At 59.6% G+C, this 25,838-nt stretch carries 26 protein-coding genes; 20 read left to right on the plus strand and 6 right to left on the minus strand.

Annotated features, from left to right (window positions below; translation table 11 throughout):
- Positions 1–3: 3 nt before the first annotated feature.
- The 13 genes from GGR00_RS17185 to GGR00_RS17245 all read left to right on the plus strand — a co-directional run bounded on the left by GGR00_RS17185 (position 4) and on the right by GGR00_RS17245 (position 13,086).
- Positions 4–339 carry a TrbC/VirB2 family type IV secretion system protein gene (locus GGR00_RS17185; RefSeq protein WP_184700107.1) on the plus strand — a complete coding sequence of 112 codons (336 nt, stop codon included), beginning with the start codon at positions 4–6 and terminating at the stop codon, positions 337–339.
- Between the two features lie 3 nt (positions 340–342).
- A complete protein-coding gene (locus tag GGR00_RS17190; protein WP_184700108.1) occupies positions 343–642 on the plus strand; it encodes a VirB3 family type IV secretion system protein in 300 nt (99 codons plus the stop codon).
- A 3-nt stretch (positions 643–645) separates the two neighbouring features.
- Entirely contained in the window at positions 646–3,060 is a 2,415-nt protein-coding gene (locus tag GGR00_RS17195) for a VirB4 family type IV secretion/conjugal transfer ATPase (RefSeq protein WP_184700109.1), read from the plus strand.
- A complete protein-coding gene (locus GGR00_RS17200; protein WP_184700110.1) occupies positions 3,057–4,133 on the plus strand; it encodes a lytic transglycosylase domain-containing protein in 1,077 nt (358 codons plus the stop codon). Before GGR00_RS17195 ends, GGR00_RS17200 begins: the two co-directional genes overlap by 4 nt.
- A gap of 11 nt (positions 4,134–4,144) precedes the next feature.
- Positions 4,145–4,843: a type IV secretion system protein gene (locus GGR00_RS17205; protein ID WP_184700244.1), complete on the plus strand. Its 699-nt coding sequence runs from the start codon at positions 4,145–4,147 to the stop codon at positions 4,841–4,843.
- Between the two features lie 17 nt (positions 4,844–4,860).
- The gene (locus GGR00_RS17210; RefSeq protein WP_377864068.1) at positions 4,861–5,064 is read left to right on the plus strand and encodes a hypothetical protein; all 204 of its coding nucleotides are present in this window, start codon (positions 4,861–4,863) and stop codon (positions 5,062–5,064) included.
- Positions 5,065–5,073: 9 nt separating this feature from the next.
- Positions 5,074–6,084, plus strand: coding sequence for a type IV secretion system protein (locus tag GGR00_RS17215; protein WP_184700112.1), 1,011 nt, complete (start codon positions 5,074–5,076; stop codon positions 6,082–6,084).
- A 45-nt stretch (positions 6,085–6,129) separates the two neighbouring features.
- The gene (locus GGR00_RS17220; RefSeq protein ID WP_184700113.1) at positions 6,130–6,825 is read left to right on the plus strand and encodes a VirB8 family type IV secretion system protein; all 696 of its coding nucleotides are present in this window, start codon (positions 6,130–6,132) and stop codon (positions 6,823–6,825) included.
- Positions 6,822–7,631: a TrbG/VirB9 family P-type conjugative transfer protein gene (locus GGR00_RS17225; RefSeq protein ID WP_184700114.1), complete on the plus strand. Its 810-nt coding sequence runs from the start codon at positions 6,822–6,824 to the stop codon at positions 7,629–7,631. The genes GGR00_RS17220 and GGR00_RS17225 overlap by 4 nt, the downstream gene beginning before the upstream one ends.
- Positions 7,631–8,851: a type IV secretion system protein VirB10 gene (gene virB10, locus GGR00_RS17230; RefSeq protein ID WP_184700115.1), complete on the plus strand. Its 1,221-nt coding sequence runs from the start codon at positions 7,631–7,633 to the stop codon at positions 8,849–8,851. The genes GGR00_RS17225 and virB10 overlap by 1 nt, the downstream gene beginning before the upstream one ends.
- Positions 8,832–9,863 carry a P-type DNA transfer ATPase VirB11 gene (virB11, locus tag GGR00_RS17235; protein ID WP_184700116.1) on the plus strand — a complete coding sequence of 344 codons (1,032 nt, stop codon included), beginning with the start codon at positions 8,832–8,834 and terminating at the stop codon, positions 9,861–9,863. Before virB10 ends, virB11 begins: the two co-directional genes overlap by 20 nt.
- Positions 9,860–11,881, plus strand: coding sequence for a type IV secretory system conjugative DNA transfer family protein (locus tag GGR00_RS17240; RefSeq protein WP_184700117.1), 2,022 nt, complete (start codon positions 9,860–9,862; stop codon positions 11,879–11,881). Before virB11 ends, GGR00_RS17240 begins: the two co-directional genes overlap by 4 nt.
- 62 nt (positions 11,882–11,943) lie before the next feature.
- Positions 11,944–13,086 carry a hypothetical protein gene (locus GGR00_RS17245; protein WP_184700118.1) on the plus strand — a complete coding sequence of 381 codons (1,143 nt, stop codon included), beginning with the start codon at positions 11,944–11,946 and terminating at the stop codon, positions 13,084–13,086.
- A gap of 231 nt (positions 13,087–13,317) precedes the next feature.
- Here GGR00_RS17245 and GGR00_RS17250 read toward each other — a convergent pair whose 3' ends face one another.
- Entirely contained in the window at positions 13,318–14,343 is a 1,026-nt protein-coding gene (locus GGR00_RS17250; RefSeq protein ID WP_246441434.1) for a cation diffusion facilitator family transporter, read from the minus strand.
- A gap of 140 nt (positions 14,344–14,483) precedes the next feature.
- Here GGR00_RS17250 and GGR00_RS17255 point away from each other — a divergent pair, with 140 nt between their 5' ends.
- The 3 genes from GGR00_RS17255 to GGR00_RS17265 all read left to right on the plus strand — a co-directional run bounded on the left by GGR00_RS17255 (position 14,484) and on the right by GGR00_RS17265 (position 16,769).
- On the plus strand, positions 14,484–15,779 hold the full coding sequence (locus GGR00_RS17255; protein ID WP_184700119.1) for an APC family permease: 1,296 nt from the start codon (positions 14,484–14,486) through the stop codon (positions 15,777–15,779).
- A 383-nt stretch (positions 15,780–16,162) separates the two neighbouring features.
- On the plus strand, positions 16,163–16,426 hold the full coding sequence (locus tag GGR00_RS17260) for a helix-turn-helix domain-containing protein (RefSeq protein ID WP_184700120.1): 264 nt from the start codon (positions 16,163–16,165) through the stop codon (positions 16,424–16,426).
- The gene (locus GGR00_RS17265; RefSeq protein WP_281389259.1) at positions 16,341–16,769 is read left to right on the plus strand and encodes a helix-turn-helix domain-containing protein; all 429 of its coding nucleotides are present in this window, start codon (positions 16,341–16,343) and stop codon (positions 16,767–16,769) included. Before GGR00_RS17260 ends, GGR00_RS17265 begins: the two co-directional genes overlap by 86 nt.
- Before the next feature lie 225 nt (positions 16,770–16,994).
- On the opposite strand, the gene GGR00_RS17270 is transcribed toward GGR00_RS17265, so the two are convergent.
- Positions 16,995–18,887 carry a bifunctional diguanylate cyclase/phosphodiesterase gene (locus GGR00_RS17270; protein ID WP_184700121.1) on the minus strand — a complete coding sequence of 631 codons (1,893 nt, stop codon included), beginning with the start codon at positions 18,885–18,887 and terminating at the stop codon, positions 16,995–16,997.
- 299 nt (positions 18,888–19,186) lie between these two features.
- Between GGR00_RS17270 and GGR00_RS28295 the strand changes: the two genes are divergently transcribed.
- Entirely contained in the window at positions 19,187–19,453 is a 267-nt protein-coding gene (locus GGR00_RS28295; protein ID WP_184700122.1) for a helix-turn-helix domain-containing protein, read from the plus strand.
- Between the two features lie 227 nt (positions 19,454–19,680).
- Here GGR00_RS28295 and GGR00_RS17280 read toward each other — a convergent pair whose 3' ends face one another.
- From GGR00_RS17280 to GGR00_RS17290, 3 genes are read right to left on the minus strand one after another with little or no spacing between them, the layout of a single operon-like run.
- Entirely contained in the window at positions 19,681–19,911 is a 231-nt protein-coding gene (locus tag GGR00_RS17280) for a hypothetical protein (RefSeq protein WP_184700123.1), read from the minus strand.
- Positions 19,912–22,749: a relaxase/mobilization nuclease domain-containing protein gene (locus GGR00_RS17285; RefSeq protein ID WP_184700124.1), complete on the minus strand. Its 2,838-nt coding sequence runs from the start codon at positions 22,747–22,749 to the stop codon at positions 19,912–19,914.
- Positions 22,749–23,141, minus strand: a complete 393-nt coding sequence (locus tag GGR00_RS17290; protein ID WP_184700125.1) for a plasmid mobilization protein — start codon at positions 23,139–23,141, stop codon at positions 22,749–22,751. Before GGR00_RS17290 ends, GGR00_RS17285 begins: the two co-directional genes overlap by 1 nt.
- Positions 23,142–23,414: 273 nt before the next feature.
- On the opposite strand from GGR00_RS17290, the gene GGR00_RS17295 reads away from it, so the two are divergent.
- The 3 genes from GGR00_RS17295 to GGR00_RS17305 all read left to right on the plus strand — a co-directional run bounded on the left by GGR00_RS17295 (position 23,415) and on the right by GGR00_RS17305 (position 25,139).
- On the plus strand, positions 23,415–24,116 hold the full coding sequence (locus tag GGR00_RS17295) for a ParA family protein (RefSeq protein ID WP_184700126.1): 702 nt from the start codon (positions 23,415–23,417) through the stop codon (positions 24,114–24,116).
- Positions 24,113–24,469 carry a hypothetical protein gene (locus GGR00_RS17300; protein ID WP_184700262.1) on the plus strand — a complete coding sequence of 119 codons (357 nt, stop codon included), beginning with the start codon at positions 24,113–24,115 and terminating at the stop codon, positions 24,467–24,469. Before GGR00_RS17295 ends, GGR00_RS17300 begins: the two co-directional genes overlap by 4 nt.
- A gap of 166 nt (positions 24,470–24,635) precedes the next feature.
- Positions 24,636–25,139: a helix-turn-helix transcriptional regulator gene (locus GGR00_RS17305; RefSeq protein ID WP_184700127.1), complete on the plus strand. Its 504-nt coding sequence runs from the start codon at positions 24,636–24,638 to the stop codon at positions 25,137–25,139.
- Between the two features lie 48 nt (positions 25,140–25,187).
- Here GGR00_RS17305 and GGR00_RS17310 read toward each other — a convergent pair whose 3' ends face one another.
- Complete coding sequence (locus tag GGR00_RS17310; protein ID WP_184700128.1) at positions 25,188–25,652, minus strand: hypothetical protein; 465 nt, start codon at positions 25,650–25,652, stop codon at positions 25,188–25,190.
- Positions 25,653–25,838: the final 186 nt, after the last annotated feature.

The following is a 25,838-nucleotide window of genomic DNA, read 5'->3' on the forward strand; positions in this document are numbered from 1 at the left end:
ACCATGAACAACATTCCTCATTCGTCCGCCGCAAGACCCTCAAGGCAGCAAGTCGCGTTCGGCGCAGTGCTGTTCACTTGTCTTCTGCTTGCAGAGCCAGCATTTGCACAGTCGACTGGTGCCTTCGCACCGCTGGAAACCGCGGTCCAGATGATCGTGGATTTCATCACCGGCCCATTCGGCCGGTTGCTGGCAATTATCGCCGTGATCGCTCTCGGTTTTCTGGCCTTCGCTGGTCGGCTCTCATGGTTCACCGCCGGCGCTGTCGTCCTCGGGATTGGCCTCGTCTTCGGCGCACCCGCAATTGTCGACCAGATGATCGCGGCTGTGGGGAACTGAGCTATGATCGAGTTCACCGACGAGAAGCCGCAATTGACGCCGCTGGTGATCGGCCTGACACGGCCACCGATGATGTGGGGCATTCCGCTCAATGCCTTCTACATCATCGTCGGAGTCACGCTCATAGCTTTCCTGGTGAGCACGAGTTTCTGGTCGGCCCTGATGGCACCGCTGATCTATCTCGCTCTCTTTGCCTTCTGCAGCCGCGACATCCGGATTCTTGATCTTGCGCAGGTCGTCGGCCGCCGCACACCGCGCACACCGAACCGGCTGTTTTGGCGCACCAACTCCTACGGGCCATGAACCATGTTGAATGTCGTCGTCGAAGAGCTGGGTTTTGGTCGCGAGCGTCGTCGCGAGCGGGCGATGTCGACCCATATTCCTTATCTGCGCCATGTCTCGGATACGGTCATCGGCCTCGAAAGCGGGGCGATCCTGTCGGTGATCAAGCTCGATGGCCTGTTCTTCCAGACCGAGGATCAGGCCGAGCTCAACATGCGCACCGCAGTGCAGAACACGATGATCCGCGCGCTCGGGTCGAGCCGCTATTCGCTCTGGTCGACTGTGATCCGCAAGGAGGTCAAGCCTGCCATCGGTGGCGCCTATTCGGACTCGTTCTGCGATCTCCTGAACACACGCTACATGGCATCGCTGCGCGAGAAGCGCATGTTCACCAACGAACTCTATCTCGCCATCGTGCGCTCTGGAATGCGTGGCGCGCTCGGAGCCGCCGAGGGATTTTCGCGCATGCTCGATCGTTCCTCTGGCAAAGACGTCGTCGAACAGCGCATTCACGAGCGCATCAACGAGCTCGAGGAGATCGTTGGCAACGTCACTCGTGAGCTGCAGAAGTACGGCGCACGGCCGCTCGGTATCGTCTACCGGGACGGAGAACCCTATTCGGAACCCTGCACCTTCTTCAACACGCTACTGACTTGCGGCATTTCCCGCGACATGCGTCTGCCACGCATGGGGATCCGCAGCTACGTTGGCTCATCGCGCCTGCATTTCTCGAAGCGGACATTGCAGGCACACGGTCCGACCGAGGCGGAAAACCGCTTCGGCGCCATGCTGTCGATCAAGGAATACCCGCCCTTCTCGGGACCGGGCATGCTCGACGGGCTCCTGCAGGTGAACCACGAGTTCATCTGCACCCAGTCTTTCACCCTTGCCGACAAGCCGATCGCCCAGGAGCGGATTTCCCGGCTGCAACGCCAGATCCACGCATCGGATGAATCGGGCAGCACGGTCGAGACCGACATCGATTTTGCGCTGAACAGCCTGCTCAACCAGGAGGCGGTCTTCGGCTATCACCATTTCAGCCTGTTGTGCCTGTCGCGCGATCTTGCCGGTCTCGACAAGGCCGCCGCGGAACTCGGCTCCTGTCTCACCGACATGAACATCAACTGGCTGCGCGAGGACCTCAACATGGAGGCATCCTTCTGGGCGCAGCTGCCGGGCAATCATGCCTACATCGCGCGTTCCTGCATGCTGTCCAGCGCAAACTTCTCCGGGTTTTCGTCGCTGCATAATTTCGCGACCGGGAAAGCCGCCGACGTACATTGGGGCTTGCCGATCTCGATCTTGGAGACGACATCGCAGACGCCCTATTGGTTCAACTTCCATCAACGTGACATTGGCCATTTTCTTGTGACCGGCCCGACCGGGTCAGGTAAGACCGTGGCGCTGACCTTCCTGTTGGCGCAGGCGTTCCGCATCTCGCCTGAGCCCCGCGCGGTGTTCTTCGACAAGGACCGCGGCGCCGAGATTTTCATTCGCGCCGTCGGCGGTGCCTATGAAGTGCTCCAGCCGGGCGTCGCCACAGGCTTCAATCCGCTGCAACTGGAAAACAACGCGACCAACCGCGAATTCCAGCATCGGCTCCTCAAAGCCATGCTCGATCCGGCCAATGGCAGAGGCTTCTCCCACGAAGAGGAGGACACGCTCGAGCGGGCGATCGGGCGCATCGCCCAGGAACCGTTCGAGCAACGCACGCTCGCCAATCTGTCCGGTCTGCTGATGGGCAGATCACGCTCCGACGCCAACGATCTGCAATCGCGTCTGCGCCCCTGGTACGAGGGTGAGAAGGCCTGGCTCTTCAATGCCCCGCAGGACGTGTTGTCGTTCTCGGGCCGGAGAATTTATGGCTTCGACATGACGCACATCCTCGACAATCAGGACGTGCGCACGCCGGCGCTCATGTATCTCTACCACCGGCTCGACGAGCTCCTCACCGGCGAACCGGTGCTCATTTTCATGGACGAAGGCTGGAAGCTCCTGCAGGACCCGGTCTTCTCCAGCTACATCGTCGACAAGATGAAGACGATCCGTAAGCTCAACGGGATCGTCGGCTTCGGCACGCAATCGGCGGCTGATATTGCGCGCTCCCCGCAGTCGCACACGCTGATCGAACAGTCCGCGACCAATCTGCATTTTCCGAACCCGCGTGCGGACGAAGAGAGCTACATCCGGCGGTTCGGTCTCACCGCCAAGGAGTATTCCTTCATCCGCAACACGCCACCCGAGCGACGGACATTTCTGATCAAGCACGGCAACGATTCCGTCATCGCCAGGCTCGACCTCTCGTCGATGCCGGACCTCGTACGCGTGATGTCCGGTCGCAAGGAGACGATCGAGCAATGTGCTGCACTTCGCGCGCAGCACGGCGACGATCCGGCAAAGTGGTTGCCCGCCTTCTGTGGCTGGGAGGCTGCGGCATGACCCGGCGAAATCTGTTTCCATTGGCTCTGCTTTCGGCCTTTGCTGCATCACCGGCCATCGCCGATATCCCAACGATCGACAGGACGGTGCTCGACGAACGCGAGGAGCGCGACCAGAAAACCGGCGAGATCGAAAAGGTGGACGAGGATCGCTACGTCAACAACCAGAGCGTCACCTGCTCCATGTATCGGCCCGGCCGAAAAGAAGACCCCGTCGGCGCAGCCAACGCAAATCCGGCGATCGCCGGTCTAGTTCGCCGTATTGCCCGAGAGGAAGGAGTCGACGAAAACCAGTTCCTCGCGCTGGTTTACCAGGAGAGCCGCTTCAATCCCTGTGCCAAGTCTCCCGCTGGCGCCATCGGTCTGGCGCAGTTGATGCCGGGGACCGCCGGGGACCTCGGCGTCGATCCCTACAATATCGAGCAAAACCTCCGTGGTGGCGCGCGGTACTACAAGCAGCAACTGAGAAAATACAACGGCAACGTCTCGCTAGCGCTCGCCGCCTATAATGCCGGCGCCGGCAACGTAAACAAATATGGCGGCATCCCACCCTTCAAGGAGACGCAAGGCTACGTCGCCAACATAACGCAGAGATGGCTTCCTGCTTTTGGCGGCTCCGACAAGTCTGGCATGCCGATCAACTATGGCGGTGGTAGCGCCTATGAGGGTGCCCGGACCAGCACGATGAACGCTATGGGCCTTTCTGCCGCCATGGGAGAGGGGTCCGGCGACGTCATGTCCTGGCTCATGCAGTTCGGAGGACTGGGCTCAGGCACCATCCAGGACAGCTGGGATCACAATTCCGGGGCGCGCAACGCCAACATGGAGTTGATGAACCGCCTGATCCTGCTCGGCACGGCTTTCGCTGATCTCGCCAATTCCAGCAATGCCATCACGCTTGGCGAGATTTCCGGATCGAACCGTTCGACCCGCTATGACAGAAACCAGGACGATGACGAGCGACCGGTCGCGGGCTTCTGCGATGGACGGGAAGGTTTCGTCTGGGATGCTGACGCGAGGGCCTGCGTCCAGCACATCGATGCTCAGGCCGAACTGCTCCTCGAGACACAATGATGGAGATCATGATGAAACGTTCATTGGCAATCCTGGCCTCGATCGGCGTGAGCGTCGCACCCGCCGCGGCCGACATTCCGGTCATCGACAAGACCAATTACGCCGTTGCGCGCGATACGGCGGAAAAGACCGGCAAGATTCTCGACACCAACAAGGAAATCCTCACAACAGTCGAGGAGACTCTCAAGGCGGTGACGGGGGATCGCGGGAGCGATGCCGGTCCGCTGAGGGACATCGCGATCGGCAATGGTTTCAGCGTGTCGTCGATGCCCTCCTTCGACAGTATTCTCAAGAGCGGGATCGTCGATTTTGGGTCGCTCGATCCGAAAGTCGTGGAAATGGCCACGCTTTTCATCAATGGCCTTCAGCTCGTGCGCTCCTTGTCCGGCAAGGAGAACAGTTCGCTCGCCAGCGACAAATCCTATGAGGAGCTCATGAAAACCGTGATGGGCGTCTCCGCCCTGATCACTGGCTCGCAACAAGCGGTCGAGACACGGCGCTCCGCGCTTGAAAGCGCCGGCGGCGAAATCGGAAAGGCCGAGGATATCAAGGGGTCTATCGACCAGAACACGCAATTGCAGGTTCAGACTGGTCTGACGCTCAACGAGATGATCGGCGTGCTCAACGCGGGGGTGCAATCGCTGCATGCGGAGAACCAGCGCAAGCTGACCGACATGTCGAACACCAAGAAAGCACTGCGGTACGAATGAGCAGCCGGCAATGCAGCATGGCCGCCCTCACGCTCATCCTGACCGCGCTGGTGAGCGGATGCGGAACACCGCGTGAGAAGACAGCTCCGTGCAAGCGGCCTGCAAATCTCACGAGTTACGCCGGCATGGGCGAGGATTGCGGGCTGATGCGGTCGATCAACCCGGACAAGGCAGCGGCGCTGGCGGCGATCCAGGAACTGGCGGCCGGGGACGACGAATAGGGCAGGGTGGTGGACGACTTCATTGGAGAGTTGCTGGATCGGATCGACGCTTCGGGGCAGAATTTTTCCCAAAGCGCCTATGAGGCCCTGAGTCGGGATATCGAGCCTCTCCTTCGCCTGCTCTTCATACTGGCCGTCCTGTTCTACGGCATACAGCTTTTCCTTGGAACTTCACGCCTGAGCGTCGCCGAGATCATCGGACGGCTGGTGCGTGTGCTGGTGATCCTCATCCTGGTCAGCACCTGGTCGAACTTCAACGAACTCGTCTATGACTGGCTGACCAAGGTTCCTGAGGCGGCTGGCCGCGCGATCCTGGCGGCGTCTGGCACCGGTGTGACTGAACCTACCAATGGGTTGTCGCAGATTTGGGAAACCGCCAACGTCGCAGCCGCGGCCTTTTCCGAACAGGCGGGCTATCTCTCGGTCCTGCCGGCCTTGATCGGCATGATCATCATGGTCTTCGCTGGATTGTTCGTCGCGATCGCGCTCGGCATTCTCGTTCTCGCCAAGGTTGTGCTGTGGGTATTGCTGGGCACTGCCCCGATCTTCATCGCCTGTTTCTTTTTCGATTCGACACGCAGCTATGCGATGGGCTGGCTCAATCAGTCACTGCTCTACGCAATCATCCCCTTGTTCGTTTACGTGATCGCAGCATTCCTGATCGCAGCGATGGAACCTGAGCTCACGTCAATCGACAACATCTCGGGCAACCGCGAGCTCAAGCTCAGTGACTTCGCTGCCTTCATCATGCTTTGCCTCGCCGGCAGTTTCGTCCTTCTGCAGGTGCAATCGCTGGCGCAAGGCATAGCGGGCGGTCTGGCGACACCTGTTGGCCCGCGTTCGCGGCAGCTGACCGCAAGTGGCATTTTCTGGGGTCGCCGCGCCATCGGCGTATCCACCCGCCAGACGCAGGCCGCAGTTCATCGGGTGCAGGCCCGGCTGCAACCACCCCGGCAGGACGGCGCGGGCGCCTCGATGCAGCGCGCGATCACATCAAATGGAACCCCGAGGCAACCCTGATCGGTATGGCGATGCAGGATCCAGAACGACAGGAAGCGAGCAGGGATGGCCGAAAAATCCGAAACCGCGCTACGGTCCTATTTCCAGCAGGGCGACATCTGGGAGCAGGAGATCATCAAGCGGGCGAAGCGCTCGGCGCGCGTTGCCTGGTTCTTCTCGATCGTCTTTGCCGGGATCGCCCTGCTCAGCCTGCTAGCGGTGGTGCTGATGCTGCCGCTGAAGAGCTTCGAACCCTACGTCGTCGTCGTCGACAAGACTACCGGCTATATCGAGGTGAAGTCGGGTCTGACGCGGCCCTCCAATCTGACCGAAGAGGAGGCCCTCACCACAAGCAATGTCGTGCGTTATATCACCAAGCGCGAGGGATACGATCCTTACGCCGTGACCGAAAATTTTGGTATTGCAGCACTTTTGTCGACCGGCGCTGCTGCGGGCGAACTCCAGGCACTTTACAGTGTCGCCAATCCTCAGAACCCTACGAAGATTTATGGTCGCCTAAAAAACGTCGACGTCCATATCAAGTCAGTGACCTTCCCGAATGCCAGCACGGCGATCGCCCGCTTTTCGACGAACGAGCGCAGCGAAACGGAATCGATCGTCCGCCATTGGATCTCCGTCGTCCGTTTTCGCTACACCGACACGCCTGTTCGCAACGAATGGCGCTTCGAGAACCCGCTCGGCTTCCAGGTCTACTCCTACCGTCGCGATCAGGAGACCGTCACGCCAGGGGACGGCCGATGAAAAGCCGCGCCCTGGCAAGTGCCTTCCTTTTCGTAGGTTCCCTTTGCGATGTCTCCGCGGCACAGACACCTCGGGGCGGCGCTCTCGATGCTCGCGTGACCAGCGTCACCTATCAGGAAAACAACGTCGTCCAGGTCTTCGCCACCTATGGCATCTCGACGATGATCATCTTCGACGAGGACGAGAAATTCGAAACGATCTCGCTGGGCGACACCGAAAGCTGGCAGGTCGTGCCGGCCGAAAAGGGCAACATCCTCTTCATAAAACCGATTGCCAAAGACGTGACGACGAACATGAACGTCGTCACGGACAAACGCATCTACTATCTTGAACTGCACGATTTTGCGCCGGAAGCCGGCCGAAAGGTTTTCGGAATCCGCTTTCACTATCCGGAGAAAAACCTGAATGCCGCCCTGCGGCAGGAGGCGGAACAGCGCGCCGCCTGGCCGAACATCGTCAACATCGACAAGACCAACGTCAATATCGACTACTCATTCTCGGGCGACGCTCGGCTAAAGCCGCTGATGGTCTTCGACGACGGCAACAAGACCTTCTTCAAATTCGACCGTCGGGTTCCTGCAATTTTCGCGGTCAACTCGGACTTCTCCGAAACGCTACGGAATTTCCGGAGAGAAGGGGAGTACATCGTCGTCGACGGCACGGTGACCCAATTCACACTGAGAGATGGCGATCAGTGGATCTGCATCTTCAATTTGAGAAAGCCGGATTTCGCCGCAGCCGACCCCGCAATACTGGGGCCGGTCGAGGACGATAAGGCAAAGCGCCGGCGTCGGAGCGGAAATTGATGAAGCGCTCGCCCGAACTCGAAGCCCTTGGTCAAGGTGACGATCCTGTCATTGCCGACAATGCCGTTCGGCGGAAGCAGCTCGTGGGCGGCGCCGTACTGGTCCTGATCGGCCTCGTTGCCGGCTACATAGTGCTTGCCGGACGGGAGGTACCGGTGCGCGATATACTCGATGGCGACGAGGAGTTCTCCACCACGACGTTTCGTCCACCGTCCTTCGTGCGCGAGGGTGAGCCGGAGCCGGAACCCCCGGCGCCGGAGATCGTACAGATACCCCCTCCACCCCCTCCTCCGCCGCCAGCCGAAGAGATCGACACGACTGAGTTCGAGGTGCCACCCCCTCCCGTAGCGGGCTCGGCTCCACCTCCACCAGAGGTGGCCGAGACGCCTCCTGAGGAATTCCCGGCTCGCTTCCGGTCGAACCTCGTCGTAGTCGACAATCCGGGATCAAGCGAGCCGGGGAGCCTCACCGGCGGGAAGGGCGAAGGGCTCACCGTCGCCGGTGAGGATCGCAGCAGCAAGTTTCTGGCCGCCGCCGCCAGCATCGGTGACCGCAGCGCCAAAGCAAGGAAGATCGAGAGGATCGACGCGCTCGTTCCGGAGGGCACGCTGATCCCGGGCATTCTGGAGACAGCCATCGTCAGCGACCTGCCGGGGCAGGTGAGGGCGATCGTCTCGCAGGATGTTTACTCCTTCGACGGTCGGCGCGTGCTGATCCCCACCGGCACGAGGCTGGTTGGCGAGTACCAGTCCGAGATCACGCGTGGTCAGACGCGGATCTTCGTCGTCTGGACCCGCCTGCTGCGCGATGACGGTGTAACGGTGCGGCTGAACTCGATCGGCGCCGACAGCCTCGGCCGTGCTGGCCTGGCAGGGCGCGTTGACAAGAAGTTCCGTGAACGGTTCGGTGCGGCCATTCTGCTCTCGATCGTCGGCGCCGGCGCCAGCTACCTGACAGGTTACGGCAGCCAGACGGCGAGCGGTGACAGCGACGATGCACAACGCGCCGAGGAGCTCGCCCGTGAAACCCTAGCCCAGACTTTCTCGGACATGGCGAACCAGGCGCTTGGCGACTCACTGCGCATTCCACCGACAATCAGCGTGAGCCAAGGCGAGCGAATCTTCGTCTTCGTCCGTCAGGACCTGGACTTCTCTGCCATGTATGAGGATCCCGTAACCGAAGCATTGAGGGAGATCCGGCGTGAACGCGGCCTCCCCTGAACTTGCCTCGGACAATCGGCACTACTTCCTCTATCGGGCGCTCGCTCCGCTGACGGCGTTCCTTGAGGACCGTAACGTCGTCGAAATCTCCGTCAACCGGCCGGGGCAGATCTATGTAGAGCGTCTTGGCTCCGCCCACATGGAGTATATCGAAATTCCGGAGCTCACGACGGCCGAGATCGTCAACATCGGCGAGCGCGTTGCGGCCAGCACCAACCAGTTCGTCAGCTCGGCCAATCCAATCCTTAGCGCAGCACTCCCCACAGGCGAGCGCATCCAGGTCGTGCTGCCACCCGCCGCACCGGATGGCGGAACGCTGTCGATCCGAAAGCAGGTCATCAGCAACTTCACGCTCGAGGACTATCGCGACCAGGGATCGCTCGACCAAGTGGCGGTAGCCGTCGGCGGGCTCAGCGAAACCGACCAGGCGTTGATCGACCAGCTCTCGGCCCACGACATTTATGGCTTCATCCGTACGGCGATCGTCAACCGCGTCTCGATTCTGATCAGCGGCGGCACCTCCAGCGGCAAAACGACATTCCTGAATGCATGTCTCAAATCTGTTGATCCGCATGAGCGCATCATCACGTTGGAAGATACGCGTGAACTGTTCCCACCCCAGAAGAACGCTGTGCATCTGCTCGCGTCCCGCGGCGATCAGGGAACGGCGAGCGTTACGATCCAGTCGCTTCTGGAGGCATCGCTGCGGATGCGGCCGGACCGGTTGTTCGTAGGAGAGGTGAGGGGATCGGAAGCCTTCGCCTTCCTGCGCGCAATCAACACGGGTCATCCGGGCTCGATGTCGACCGTTCACGCCGATACGCCGCTAGGCGCCTATGAACAGCTCGCTATGATGGTCATGCAGTCCGGCCTGTCGGCCGCCTATCCCAAGGCAGATCTCATCTCCTACATCCAGAGCGTCATCCCAATCGTCGTGCAATTGCGCAGGGAAGGGGGCCGGCGTGGCATCTCGGAGATTTTCTTCGCGCGGGAACGGATGGGCGCGCCGTGACTGGGTCGCTACGCATCTTCTACATAGGCTTTTGTCTGACCGTAGCCTTCGCCGTCTGGTTGCTGGCCTATGGCCTCGGACTGCAACTGCTGTATGGCGACGGTCGGATCCTGCAGGTCACCATCACCACGAATCCTTTGGCCCCGTTTCAGCAGCTCGTCGTCTATGCCGACAGTGGCGCGCTTCGCGTCGTGGCGCTCGGGGCCCTTCTGCCAGCCGGCATGGTTGCCGGCATCGTCGCCTATGCCGGTCTTCGGGCAAACACGAGCCCGCTCGGTGACGCCCATTTCCAGACTGTGATGTCGCTCCGGCGCGACGGTTGGTTCAAGAAAAGGGGAAAAATCCTGGGCCGATTCGGACGGCAGATTCTTCGCGTCGACGATGACCGGCATCATCTGGTCATCGGACCGACGCGCTCTGGGAAGGGGGCCTGTTACGTCGTTCCCAATGCGCTTTGCCATGAAGGTTCGATGATCGTCACCGACCTCAAGGGGGAAATCTTCCGTAGCACCGCCGGCTATCGAAAATCGAAGGGCAATCAGGTCTTCCTGTTCGCGCCGGGATCGGAACGGTCGCATCGCTACAACCCGCTAGACTTCATCCGGCCGGATCGTGGCGACCGGACCACCGATATCCAGAACATGGCCGCGATCCTCGTCCCCGAGATCACCGAGTCCGAAAACTCGATCTGGCAGGCGACTGCTCAGCAAGTCATTGCCGGCGCGATCAGCTACGTCAACGAGAGTGTCTACTATGAGGGGCGTCGCACCCTTGGCGAGGTGACGAGCTTTTTCAATAGCGGCGTCAATTTGCAGGCGCTGATGACCTTGCTCAAGGAGCGGGAGCCCAATCTATCCCGCTTCACAGTGGAAAGCTTCAACGCCTATGTCGCTCTGTCGGAGCGGGCCGCTGCGTCTGCACTGCTCGACGTTCAGAAGGCTCTGAGGCCGTTTCGCAACGAACGCGTGGTGGCGGCGACGTCGGTCACGGACATGGATCTGCGTGCGCTGAAGCACCGGCCAATCTCGATCTATCTCGCCCCTAACGTCACCGACATCACGTTGCTGCGGCCGTTACTCGCCCTTTTCGTGCAGCAGACACTGGACACGCTCTTGCTCGAGCACACTGAGCGATCGGTGCCGGTCTATTTCCTGCTCGACGAGTTCCGGCAGTTGAAGAAGATGACCGAGATCACCACCAAACTGCCCTATGTGGCCGGCTACAACGTAAAGATGGCCTTCGTGATCCAGGACTTGAAGAACCTGGACGAAATCTATGGCGAGACATCCCGCCACTCATTGATGGGCAATTGCGGTTACCAGCTCGTGCTCGGAGCCAATGATCAGGTCACCGCGGAAACCGTTTCGAAGAGCTTAGGCAAGCGTACCGTCCGCTACAAGACCGAATCCCGCACGATCGAGCTGATGGGCCTGCATCGCCGCACCAAGGTGGAGCAGCTTCGTGAGCGCGACCTCATGATGCCTCAGGAGGTTCGGCAAATGTCGGGTGACAAGATGATCATTCTTGCCGAAGGGCAGGGCCCGATCTTCGCCGACAAGCTGCGCTTCTTCCGAACGATACCATTCAGGGAGATGGAGAGGTTTTCGCGGAGCCATTTGCCGGAAGTGCCCGCAACGGAATACCTCCCGCAACGGCCGGTGCCGGCGACAACCTCGGGATACGCAGGCGAGGATGAGGGCGCTCAGGCGAAGCACGAGGTGACGAAGAGCGCAGAGAAACAGAAAGCCCCTATTCGCAGTTTGGAAACCGATAGCGAGTTGCCGCGAAAGATACCTGTCGACCGGAGATCAGCGAGCGTCATGCACACCGTACCAGCCGCAAGGGCATCTCCCGATTCACTTGAGGCCCGCTTCCTCCCGGCGGCGCGCAAGCTGCGGGCACTCGTCCAGGCACGGGCCAACGCGGCCAAAACAGGCACCAGGGACATCGATTGGTCCCGGATATTCGATGAAACCGTGCCCGACGCGATGGAGATAGCGGAGGCTGGCGCGGGTTGAGCGATGCCGCGGTCTCGATGTGGACTATGGACGCCTAGGCGATAGGAGTTGAGGAGGGACACATGCGAACGATGACGCGTCCTGAATTCGAAGCGTATGAAAGACGTGTCGAGGACGTTCTGACCAAGGTCGGGAAATTAATCGACGAGGCGGATCTGCAAGATTTCGGGGAGGTGGTGGCGGCGGCGCGCGAGGTCGTCGAAATGAGGCGGGCACATTTGGAAATCACGGAGCAACAGGTTGCCGGCGAGCCCGCACAGATCAACCAGAAGGCGCAATCTCCTAACGCCGACGAGAGGTACCATCACCAGACAGCTGACGCCGCGAATGAGGCGCTGAACGAAATTCGGATTGCTCGCAATGCGATCAGCAGGATCGCAGCGAGCGAACACTCCATCTTGCCGGTGGCGGCCTACCGTGATGATCTCGACCGTGGCCTGGAAATGGCGGCAAATCTAGCGGTCCATTGGAATAATAAACACGTTCTCGAATTCGCCAACAATGACACGGAGCTCGTGGAGAGGATCGAGCGCCTTGAGAAAATTCGGGATGAGCATGGCATATCCTATTCGGCTGGTTCCGATGGAAGCCCCATCCCGGAGGTCGCCAAGAGCGACGCTCAGTTGCTCGGCTACTACAAAGAAGGGCTGGAGCACCTCAAAGCCGAACTGGCGATTGCCGATCACGAGAGCGGTTTGGCCATCGGAGGCTGGGGGCCTGCTGCAGAATATTGGACCGAACAAGATTCTGACGCCGCTTGGGCGAGGTATGATCAATTGCGCGCTGATCTGCTTGAAGCTGAATCGAATTTGGCGCGAGCGATGGAGAAAACTGAAGTGGAAACGCCTGCGGTGGAGGTAGTGAACGCAGCAGGCGAGTCTGCTTCCGACAGAACTGCCCGTTCATCCGACCAGACGGCTGAAGCGACATTTCAGGATTCAGCCAGGGACGATGCTGTCGCCCGGCATGGGGAGAAAGCCGTCGCGGCCGGAGAAGCTCTGCTCGAACGACTGCTCGAAGCCGGCCGCGAGATGCGCGATTCAGAGGCGCGCATGGGTCGTCATCGCGAAGGAGATAGAGAACAAGATACTCGCTCGGAGAAACTGGTGGAGGCAACCGCCAACTACAATCAGATCTTGCGTCAGGCGGCGCGCGAGGTTGTAGCCGGGAATGGCTATATTCGCGATGGAAGACTTGCGTTATGAACAAAGAGCCCAGTTTTATGTTCATAACGAAACGCGGCCGAGCGAGGCCGCTGAACAGGCAATCCGGACTGAAGGCACTCTTCGCCCTGAGGGGTCTCTGCAAAACACAACGCGCTTGCGTCAGATAGAGCAGGAAATCCAGGATCGGGGGCGTGCGAACCGAGACGATCGGGATTCCTAGCTACCGATGTCGTAGCCTGTCCTGAATCGGAAGTTGGGGCAATCGGCTTCCTACTCCTCTCGGGGCTCGATGCTTCCGGGACGATCAACCTGGACCGTCACATGGTGAAGTGCGTACTGTTTCTTCAGCCAGTCAGCGACGATTGGAGGCAGTTCCAACGGATCGACATTTGGAGCGGGGCTGACGTGAACCGTGGCGATGTTGGTTTGGTCCGTGAGGGTCCAGGCGTGGAAATGTCCGGCTTCTGAAATACTCGAGAGCCCCATCAGACCCTTCTCGGCTTCACGCGCGTCGACACCCTTTGGAACCGCCTGGAGAAGGACACGGATTGAATCAGTCACGAGTCCCCAGGCGGAGCGGATAACCAAACCGGCGACCAAGATCGAAAGGATTGGGTCCAGGAGAACCCATCCCGTGAGCATGATACCGACGGCGGCTGCGATCGCGCCAACCGAACCAAGCAGATCTCCAACAACGTGCAACAATGCACCACGGAGGTTGCCGTCATTGCGATTGCCCGACCACAGCACATATGCGCCTGCTACATTCACACCGAGGCCGATGACCGCAACTATCAGCATGGGACCAGCCAGGATTTCTATAGGCTGGCTAACACGCTGTGCTGCCTCCCATGCGATCCATGCGACCAGCAGCAGTAGCGTCCCTCCATTCGCAAGTGCTGCCAGCACCCTGACGCGGTGGTAGCCATACGTTCGCGTCGCGTCAGCGGGACGGCGTGCAATTCGGTAGGCGATCAGGGCGAGCAACAGAGCCGCGGCGTCGGATACCATGTGCCCCGAATCTGCAATGAGGGCCAGCGATCCCGAATACCAGCCGCCAACTGATTGGATCAGCGCGTAGGCAGCCGTAAAGATGAGAACGAAACGGATGCGCCGCTCATTCGCTTCGGTCACAACCTCCGAATGGCTGTGATCGCTCTCCGCGTCTTGTGCGGGCTGATTGTCTTTTAGTGCGACGCTCATGGCGTTCTTTATCCATGTCGTGAGACGGTCTTCGAGCGAGGTTGGCCTGTCGAATATTTCTAAAGCGTCAAGCCCCCAGAGAGTAAAGCGCATTTTACGATCGAGGCTTGAACCTCCAGTAGGTCGAGATTGCACGTTGAAATGCGCCTTTCGTTCTGGGCACAGTTGGACAGGCATCAGAGGTCCGCGTATCGATTGAAAAGGTGAGACACAGTTGCGGTGATACCAGTCGAATGAATACGAACAATGCTGATCCCCCTGAGGGCCTTGCCAAGTCACTCGGCCTGGTGCGGCTGTCGCTCTACGGTGTCGGAACAATCATCGGTGCCGGCATTTATTCGGTGATCGGGCCGGCGGCCGGCGCGGCGGGTGAAAGCATTTGGCTTAGCTTCCTGGTCGCCGCGATCATTTCTGCATTCTCAGGCCTCTCTTACGCGGAGATCGCCACGGCGCTGCCCGGTGCTGGTGCAGAGCATAATTTTCTGCGGAAGACCTTTCCTGCCATTCCTGCACTGGCTTTCACTGTAGGCCTGTTCATCGCAGTGCACGGGGCTGCCACCTTGGCAACCGTGGCGCTAACCTTTGGTAACTATGCACAAGCGTTTTTGCCGTTCTCCGCAGTTGTGGTCGCACTCGCCCTGATGGGCGTTGCCACAGCTATCAACATCGCCGGTATAGGCAAGGCTTCATTCATCAGCGCGGGGCTGACGGTAGTTCAGGTCGCGTGTCTAATCGGGTTCGCATCCGTAGCGGTTCCATCAGGCAACCGGGGCCTTCCTGACTTCACAGCCTGGTCTGAAAATCTCGACGGCATGCTCCAGGGTGCAGCCATCCTCTTCTTTATCTATTCCGGCTATGAGCATATGGCCTCTCTGTCGGAAGAAGCGAAGCGGCCGGACCGCGATCTGTGGCGCGCCTTCATGATCGCACTCGGCGCTACCACGGTCGTCTACCTAATAGTCATTCTGGGGGTGCTGAGCCTTGTAACCAGCGATAGCCTCGCCGGTTCGCAATCCCCACTGGCCGATGCTGCAAGGCAGTTGGGCGGACCGTTCGGCATCATAATCGTCGCCGCAGCTCTGATGGCAACAGCCAATGCTGTGCTGAGCTCATCGCTATCGGGCAGCCGCTTGCTGTTTGGGATGGCACGCGAAGGTGACCTCCCAAAGCTGCTTGCACGGACGTTGGGGGCAAGCCGAAGCCCGTGGATCGGCGCGCTGGCGTTCCTGGCGGTGGCATGCGGTTTCGCCGCCGTCGGGGAAATTGAATTCGCCGCCAGCCTTTCCTCGCTTGGTGTCACACTCGTATTCGCCGCGATCAACACCGCAGTGATCGTCCTCCGCTACACGCAACCGAACCTCGATCGGCCATTTCGCCTGCCGTCAATCGGCCGCGTCCCTCCAACAGCAGTCCTTGGCGTTGTCACTTCGCTGCTGCTGGCAGCGCAGTACGACTGGGCTATCTACACAGCTTTCGCCAGCGTCTTCCTGGTTGGAGCAATTCCCTACGCGTTTCTGCGGCGGAGCTAACAATTGCCCAAAGGCACGGATCCTCGGAAGCCTACGTAGCGCTACCATCATTGGCGACCAAGCCATCACGTCCTATCGTAGCTTTAATCCGACCTGTGTTATCTGCCCGAGTTACGCCAAGCCGGGAAAAGCTTACTTTCCGGCGCTTGACTGAGCCACCCATCGGTGTGCTCAGAACGCTCTCAAGGCTCTCCTTCCACTGATCGCGACGAACTCTCCTGGGCCGTGACCTGCCGACCGAGCGACTCGCTTACCCTCCGGCGGGAGGCCCCAGTCCGCGATTTGCGGAACGCTGACATGAGAATTCACTTGTCACTGGATTTCCCTTAAGAACGCATTATACTGCGTCGCTGTTTACTGCGCATTCTGGTCCGTCTCCGGCTATGAAGCTGAAGACGGTAGTGGCGCAGAACCTGCGACGGTTGCGTCACATCAAGGGTATGTCGCAGGAGGAACTCGCCGAATTGGCGGACGTGTATCGTACCTATGTCGGTCATTTGGAGCGAGAGATTCACTCTCCGACGGTCGACATGCTGGAGAAGTTGGCAGAGATTCTGGACGTTGCCCCGACAGACTTCTTCACCAACCCACCACCGCCGATCCCTCCCCCGCCGCCTCGAAAGCGACGGCGATCGCAATCTCGTTGATGTAGTTGTAGGACGGCGTCTACGCGCGCAACGTCAAATGCTGGGCATGAGTCAGAGAGCCATGGGGGAACTCCTCGGCGTCACCTTTCAGCAGGTGCAAAAATATGAAAGCGGAGCCAATCGCATCGCCGTTGCGACGCTGGTCCGCGCGGCAGAAGCGCTGGGCAGCCCATTATCCTTCTTTCTGGAAGGGCTTGGCCCTGGCGAAATAGGGGGCCAACGCAAAATGCATAAACGCCATCCTCGGCTATCGCCCGAATTTTTTGAGGCCATCGAAGATAGGAAGTTGCGTGCAGCGCTTAGGACCATTGTTCGGGCTCTGGTGGCGCACGCGGATCGATGAACCATCACTAATCTTTGCGCCGTTTGAATATACGAGTTCGGGACGACGTAGGAGAACATCGGGGCAATCACGGATAACTTGGCGACCGCCATTCTGATTCCGATGAGGTCCCAGAGAGAACCTACTTTCGGCGGTTGCCTTCGGCGACTGGCAATCTGTGCAACAGCAGTGATCGCCAAGCTGAGTCGCGAAGAATGCTTAACGCGGAGTCGGCAGCAGGAACCGTCATCTCAAGCGCAGCCTAGCCGTCGCCGCAGAATCGGCGGGCACCGCTTGCTGCGCTGTATTGAATGTGGTCGCAGTACTGGCGGGATCCTCAAACCTTACCTGACGCTTTTGTCTCATTAGAAACGCGGTCGTATCGTTCCAGGATAGGGGCCGCGCGAAATGATAGCCTTGGCCGAGCACGCAACCTATGCCGTGCAATTGCGACGCCTGAAGAGGCGTTTCTACGCCTTCAGCCACAACACGAATGCCAAGATCTCGCCCTATGGCGATCAAGCCCTTTACGATCGTGAAGCTGGCATTTTGTGGTTCCATGCCGTGGATAAAGGATTTGTCGATTTTTATCATATCGACGGGTACGTTCAGCAGATGGGTGAGAGATGCATATCCCGTTCCGAAGTCATCAAGGGCAACGCAAACGCCCTGCAACCGCAAGTTATCGATCTCCTGGGCCATGAGCTCGTCGCGATTGTCCAGATAGACGGACTCATTGATTTCGATCACGATGCGGTCAAGCGACACATTCACCTGCTCAAACGCGGCAGCCACACGGCTTCCAAGCTTGCCGTCGTGAAAATCCGCGGACGTAACATTGATCCCGACCTGCTGAACCGAGATGCCCATGTCGAGCCATCTGCGCATGTCTCGAGCTACCAGCGCGATCATCCGCTCCGTGAGCGTGGAGGCCACAAGAAAGTCCGAGGTCGCCTCGTGAAACTCAGCTGCGGGAATCATCCGGCCATCGTGCCCCACAATGCGGCACAGAGCTTCAACGCCGTTGACCCCCGCGGTGTCGAGTCGCACGATTGGCTGATAAAAGGCCTCGACTCGCTCTTCTTTCAGCGCGTCAGTAAGCAGCCGGACGGCGTCAAATCGTTTCGTGATCGTACTTCTCAGGCCTTCCTCATAGAGGACAAATCGACCACGCTTAGTTTCTTTTGCGTGGTAGAGGGCAAGGTCGGCGTTTCGCTTGACATCATCGGGCTTCTCGTCCCTTTCCGACAATATCGCACCCCCAATCGTCGCGCGCGCCGCAATCGCGTGGCCTGCGCAATTCATTGGAACTTTTAGTGCCTCAATGATCCTCGCAGCGACTGCGGCGACGCATCCTCGACCGTCTTCAAGCCGCACGACAACGGCAAACTCGTCGCCGCCCAGTCGGAAGGCTCTGTCTCTTGGCACGATCGACGCAATGGCATTCGCTACTCCCATGATCAGGTTGTCGCCGGAATGATGCCCAAATGTGTCGTTCACCTTCTTCAGATTGTCGAGATCGGCCAGAAGAAGACCCCATCTGCCTGGCTCATCACAGCCGAGCTTGGCAATCGTCAAGTTGAATCCGGCTCGATTGGAAAGGCCCGTCATCTCATCGGTGAAAGCAAGCCGTTGGTGCTCGACTTTCTGTGCATTGCGTTCGATGGCGATGGCACAGAGGTGGGCGCAGGTTTCGACCACCTGTTCTTCAAGCTCGGTCGGCCCTCGATGCTCGCAAAAATAGAACGCAAACGCCCCTAGTACGCGCCGTCGGGAATCGACGATAGGGCTGGACCAACAGGCCACTAAATCTTCCGGCAGAGCCGTGACGTCGCAATCGGCCCACAACGGGTCAGATCGGATGTCCAGAACGGCTACCGGCTCTCCACAGAAGGCAGCGGTACCGCATGAACCGCATGCCGGGCCGATTGGTGCGCCATCAAGACAAGTGGAAAAGGCCTTCGGAAGATTTGGGGCCGAGAGCGGATGAAGTCTCCCAGCGCCGTCGACGGTTACTACCGAGCAGCGTATATTGGGGACAAGCGCTTCGACTTCTCGAAGAAGCCTATCCATCGTAGCACCTAAGGGCTCGCCCTTGGCGATCATTTTCAGCACGATGTTCTGAAGGCGGATGAGCATATTAGGAATAGACGTCACCGGTGATACGCCACTATTGCTGATTGATATGAAAGCCGCGTGAGCCCTTCAATGCTCACTTTATTAAAATGTTGCGAAGCTATTTACGCTCGTTGCCTATGTGCTCGACGATGGGAGACGAGCATTTCAGGCGCATCCCTGCTTTGGGCAACCGCATCCAGCTCGCTTACCAAAGACAGCGATCAGGACTGCCAAAGTCGTTCAGAGAAAACTAATCGCCAACTCATTAATGATGCTTAAAACCCGTCGCCTTAAAACCGTCAATCGCGTGATCTCTATGCGTGAAACGTACGCATCCTGGACAGCTTCGATCGATCGTAGCGGCAAACATCCGTCGATTCCGCAAAGCTCGCGGCATCAGCCAGCAGGATTTTGCCCTCGAAATCGAAATGGACAGGACGTACTTCGGGGGAGTGGAGCGAGGGGAGCGTAACGTTTCAGTCGACAATATCGAGCGGATCGCGAACGGCCTGGGAGTTCCAGCATCTGAACTTCTTTGCGATCTGGAAGGGGATGGCGCGAGGAAAAAGAAGAGCGAAGCTCCTTGATTGCTTGCAGATGACGGTAGCTCGGATCCCCGAAGCCTGACGGATTGGAGGCTGCTCATCTTGGGCAGTTCATGTTGGGATTCTCGCAGCCCAAAAGAAACAGCGGCAAACTGGCGAAGACCAGAGAGACAGAATGCTGCTAGCCGCGCTTAGGTCCATCGCGGGAGCATTCATATTACGCGACATCTTGTGGCGGGAGCAGCGTCTTAGACTTCTCACCTGGCATGCTATCTACCATCGCCGAAGAAAAGCTCCCTCAACGGCGCAATCCACTGGTCGACTATCAGATAGATGTCGACAAACCACGCCTCGACGGCACCAAGCTGAGGGCCGAAAAAGATAAGCGGAGCTACAAGAACGAAGGCAAGAATGGCAACAGAGATAAACCCGTCCGGTCGATCGTCAGTGCTATCTGGCGGAGGAAGCTGGTTGTTTCGCCAGTCGTTCTTCATTGCCACCTACCTTTCCCGATCATCGCGTTCGCGATCCTGACGCTCTTCAACCTCCAGTTCAACCTGGCGAAGTCGCGGCACATGCTGCTGAGGCGGATCTGCCCTGCTTTCCTCATGAAGCCGTGCGGCACCCTCTTCACGCTCAGGCGAGCCAAGTGGGCGGGGTTCGTTCTCGTCACGTCCCTGCTCCGCTTCTACACGGCGCCGGCTTTCCATGTGGATCTCGTTGTTCAAGTCGTGCCTGATCGTTGCCTGGTCGCGAATGTAGCCGTTGCCGTCGAGGGCAGCTTGCGCAGCCTCGCGCAACAGATCCGTGTGCCGGGCCTCGGCCTCGCTCAACTTTTCGATCCGGCGGCCATGCTCGGCTTGGGTTTCGACAGGATCGGAAAACGCTGCTGAACGACCATCCAGTCGTACCGGCTCATAAAGGCGATCAACCTCTCGCCGCGCGGCATCGATCCGCTCGAAGAGTTCGTCGCCGGCGCGAACGGCCTGCTCATCATGTTGCCTGGCCGGGAGGTTCCTCGAGGGGTCATGCATGTCGATGGCGCGACGGGAAGCGCGGTCTTGAGCTTCTTCCTTCAACGCCTCCTGCAGATTTTCTTCTCCCTTCGATTGCTCGTAGAGATAGGTATTCCCGTCGAGGGCATCCCTAGCATAGGTTTTGAGCACGGTGTCGTAGCGATTTGAAGCCGCAAAGTAGTCCGCACGAATGGCTTCACGCTCGGCAGCGGATACGTCCCTGCGAGAATTCGAGAAACGGCTCGTAGCATGATCGAGCGAGCGGAATGCCGCGTCGTAATCCGCCAGAATCTCGTCTCCTTCACGCACTGCCCGTTCGCCATGGCGAGTGACGGCATCGTCGAACAGATTGTCCCGAGCGATGCGCGTCTGGCCATCGGCCCTTTGCCGGTCCTGATCGCCCCAGGGACCCTCCGTGACCGCTTCACGTCCGGCATGCCCTGCCGACTGGGGATCGGCCGCATCGCGAAGGTGATGCGACTCCTCCCGACTTCGCATGAGACGATCACGATCATCACGAGAAGGCCAACCAACACCGAAGTCGGCCAGCCGTTCCGACTGCTCAAGATACTCCCGGCGGATGTCCACCACCTCACGCGCGGCCGCAGCAACTTCGTTGAAATCGGCACGATCGGTTGCGTCGACCGTCTGCGCCACGGAGGCAAGGACGGCTTCCACCCGCTTTTCGTAGGCCTCGAACTCCGGACGCGTCATCTCTCGCATCTGTCCATCCTCACCTTTCACGAACGCACTCAACTCTACCATATTTGTCACGTTTTCGATAGATGTAGCGCATTTCTCCTCAAAAACCTGATCCTTTTGATAGATTTCTGCGAAGGCTTCGAGGCGGCCTCGCTGCTGTCGTGCGAAGGCCCCTTCCCGCGTGCCATGTTCCTCATTGGCGAGATCGTTCCAGGTCTCGACCGCCGCCGCGACATACTGCCTGCTGCGTTCGGACGTCGCCAGGTGGATTTCGTTCGCTCGTTTGGCCTGATACCGGCTATGTGCGGAAGGACTGGTGCCCTCATGCTCGGTGCGACCGTGATAGCTGACTGGCCGTACCTGATTGCGCGTATAGGCCGGCGCATTGGCGAACTCACGTCGGTCCGTCAACTCCATGTCGATGCCCTGCTCGCGGGCCTTTTCAGCCATCACGGCGCGCCAGTCCCGGAACAGTTGTGGACTGGTGACGATGCGCTCTCCCGTCTCCGAACGCATGGTGACGATCGCATGGGCATGGATATGCGGACGCTTGCCGCCTTCCGCCATGTCTTTCGGGTCGAGCGCCGGATCATGGACGGCGAAGACATAGCGATGTCCTGCAAACTGCTCGCCGAGGAACTCGCGGACAGCACCTTCGAATGCAGCCGCATCCGTGCCGGCGCGTGCCGACACGATCAAATGCATGACGTCCCTGCCCTTGCGACTGTGCAATTCCCTGCGCCATTCCTTCTGGACCAGATCGCCGGCCTGCGTCGCATCGCCGATCAACCGTCCGGTATTGTCGCGGACATCTCCCTCGGATGACGCGACCAGCTCTCGCACACGGGCTGTGCCCCATTCCACGCCGTTGCCATAACCGTGGAAGCGGAACCGTGCCTCGACATCCCGCCCGACCTCGGTGTCATCATAGCGCTGCCGGATGATCTCGGCTGCTTTCCGGTCACCGGTCAGTCTTTCGCCAGCGCCGTCGCGCAGAACGACAACGCCACTGACGTGGAGCTCGTCTTCGGCCCGTTCGCGCGCGGCATACACAAACCGTCGGTCGCCAAAGCCTGTCCGCAGAATCTCGCGAAGCTGATCGTCCTGGTCGACGTCGTCGCGAAGTGAACGGGCATCGACCGAAACATGAAACGCGCTGAGGTCCCGGCTCGCGGCACGATTGTCGAACAGATGTTCCCATTCGGCCCGCTCCCCGGCGAGCGCATCCCGGCCTGATATGCGCTCGCCACGCTCGTTCTCGACCGCCAGTTCCCCACCCCGCGACGTGTAGTTCATCATCGCGGCCGCGCGGCCGCCGCCGCCATAGGAGGCAAGCTTGACCACGGCCGGCTGACTACCACGCGCCAGCGCCGAGAAACGCTGCCGCATCGGACGGCTGCCTGAGCCTGCGCTGCCACCCATCGACCGCAAGCCGCCGCCACTGCGACGCCGCAGCGCCCGGCCAAAGCCGCCAAACCCCTCATCGCCGATCCGCGCCACCCCTCCCCTTCGCGGCTCATCCCAGTCGCCACTGTCGGCCTGGCCAATCTGCATCTCGTGCTTCAGCACGGCGCGGCGGCGTTCCCATTCCTTTTCGAATGCACCGGGAAGGATTTCCATCAGCTGTCCCCGCGCCTGGCAGCCGCAGTCCGCCTGGTCATGTCGGCAAGCTCGGCTGCGAGAGCAATCGCAACCCCATGGGCATCACTGATGCTGCCGGCGACGTCTTCGTAGGCAGGCACCTTGCCGGTGTTCACAGCACGGGCGATCTGGTTGAGGTTACCGCCGATCGCCCGCATGCCATCGGCAAGCAGCCTGAGAACGGCATAATCCTCCTCGCCCAGGAATGGACGCACTCCGGCGCCTTCCATCGATAGCGACCGCACGAACGCAGAAACGGTCATTCCGGCCGCGCTGGCCGCAGTCTCCAGGGCATCGAACTCGGCACCGGAGAAGCGGACATGCGCTACCCGGTCCTTCCGCTTCGACGCTCCTGATCGACTGCCGGCCATCAACGAACGCACCTTCAATCATGGTGGTTGCGGCCGCAGGCCGCGGATCGAGGGCCTGTCCCTCGATCGTCAGGAAAAATGTATCACATTTTTCCGTATCCTGCCAACAAATATGATAGCGATTTATCCAGCTTGACCACAAAATACCGCCTTTTCTATATCTATATGATTGTGTTTTTCCATATTCGTGTGTTTCTATATCGACATGAATCCACGTCCACACAGAAATGGATTCGTGTGTGAGTAGAAACACATTTTCGTGGAGATGAGCCGATGACCGTCGTGATCGCCGCCATCAACGGCAAGGGAGGCGCTGGCAAGACCACGTCGCTGATGAACATCGCCGGTGAATATGCCCTGCGCGGTGGAACCGTCGCCATGATCGACATGGACGCCCGCAACAATCTGATGAAGTGGTGGATGGATTGTCAGGAGAAGGATGCGCAGCCCGAGGGCATCGAGGTCTACAGCCACAAAACGGCACGGGGGCTTGAACGCTGGATGGAGGACAACGCCAGCACGTTCGATCAGGTCCTGATCGACACGCCCGGCGAGGACACGTCGATCATCGATCCGGTGATCGCGGCGGCCGATCTGGTGATCTCGCCGATCCAGCCGTCCAAACGCGAGGTGATGGGAGCGATCGACAGTTTCGAGAGCGTGTTGCGTGTGAATGAAGCGCGAGGCCGGACTTGCAAGCACGGTGTGCTGCGGACTCGGATCACGGTGACCGTGCGCCACACTGAACTCTATCGGAAGGTGCGGCCGATCATCGAGGACAAGGTCGGCACCTATCTGTTCCGCACCGAGGTGTTCGAGCGCAATGTCTACAAGGACATCCACAACGGCATCGGAACGCTTCAGATGCAGGAGGTGACGGAAGCGATTGCCAAGGCGCGCCGTGAAACGCAGGCGCTGGTCGAGGAGGTCGACGAAGTGCTGGCTGGCAAGATGGCTGCGGGAGGTGCGGCATGAGTGTGAGGGACAAGCTGTCGCTGGACGAATTCGCAACCGCGCCGCGCAGACAGCGCCCGGTAACCGATTTAAGCCCGGTGCGTGCCGAGAGCGACCACCCCGCCGATGAGGATGCAGCCCTACAGGGAACGGTGGAGAAAGATCAGGGAAGATCGGAGAGCACGAGCGAGGCAAGCAAGGCGCTGCGGCGAATGAAACGGGCGCGCATGAAGGGGGCAAGCCATTTCGTCAACGTCAATCTCGACCGTGACACCAAGCGGCGGCTGAAGCTTGCCTCCTTCAATTTGGATACGTCCATGCAGGCGATTATGGCGAAGGCCATCCGGCAGTATCTCGATACGAACGGCTATTGAGTGTGAAAAATGCAGCCTGCTTGATTGGCGGAGTTGAACCTGAGTCCGAATCCCTGCTAGGTGCAGCACCGATTTAGCGTGGATTTTAACCATCCAAGGCGGATCGGCGGTATTTCCAACGTCAGTTTGATCACAACAGGGACTGGCAGGCAGGCTCCATATTCAGATGGCCATCAAGGACATCCAGACATTCATCGACAAGCACGGCCTCGTCGAGACCGAAGATTCCGAGGTCGACAAGCCGATCTGGCGCAAGCCGGGTTTTGACGGCGTTCGCAGCCTGCTGGACATGGAGAAGGAGCTGAGCCGGTTTCTGCGGGAGCGACGGGATGCGCTCAACCTGAACCGAGAGCAGGTCGGGATGATGATCGGCATCCATCAGGAGATCTATGCGCGCCATGAGCGGGCGGACGCCAAGTTGCGGGTGACACGGCTGCTGCATCTGGCCGAATTGCTTGAGTTCTCGCCCTTTGAGGCGATCTATGCGGCCGCGCCGCATTTTCTGGGCGAGACGCAGGAGGAGGCGGCGGTGAAGAACAAGCTCGTCAAACGCATTCTCGATCTGCCGCCGGCGACGGCGCAGAACCTGCTCATGCTTGTCGAGGAATTGTCGCCCGACGATCCGGGCGACGCGCCGTCGAGAGCGGCGAAGAAGGGGCGGGACGACTGAGGTTCTCGAAGGAAGAAGGGAGGCAGGACAGCCTGCCTCCCTTCGATGTCAGCGGCGGCGGATGAGCCGCGCCGCCTTGATGTTGACGCCGATCTTCTGCCTGATCTCGGCGAAGAGCTCGTCGAGCCCCTCCAGCTCCGACGCTGGCGCATCCGTGTGGCCGAGCGTCACGCCGCAGGCAATGCCGGGCTCGTCTGCGTAGACCGTGACGCTGATCTCGTCGAGCACTGAGTGCGGCCCTTCGTCGATCCAGCGCTGCTCGAAGCAGGGCCGCATGAAGTAGAACACGAACAGGGACTCCTCCATCTCGGACCTGTGCCGCTTTTCGTTCTGCTCGATCCAGTACGGGACCTCTTTCTCGACATCGGCGCGCATCGCGTCCAGTTTCTCCACGAGGTTGGTGTGAAGCGTCCGGGCAAATTCCGTCCGGCATGCATCGCGACGGATGGTCACCTTGCTGCGGATGGCATCGATGTTGTCGAGGGCGATGTAGGGATTGAAGATGCGTGTCATGATGAACTCCTTTTCGTCTGACGCGTTCCCGGCGACGAGGAAGACCACAAGGGGTCAAGGATCGCGGCACGCGACCGCCGGAGGCGGCAAGCGGAGGAACCGGTTTTCTGATCCGGCCCGAGAGGGCTGGAGCTGAAAACTGGAGGGGCCGCGCAGTCCTTGAGGCCGCGTGGGCGAGCGTAGACT

The organism is Aminobacter aganoensis (genome assembly GCF_014206975.1).
In the GTDB taxonomy this organism is placed as follows: domain Bacteria; phylum Pseudomonadota; class Alphaproteobacteria; order Rhizobiales; family Rhizobiaceae; genus Aminobacter; species Aminobacter aganoensis.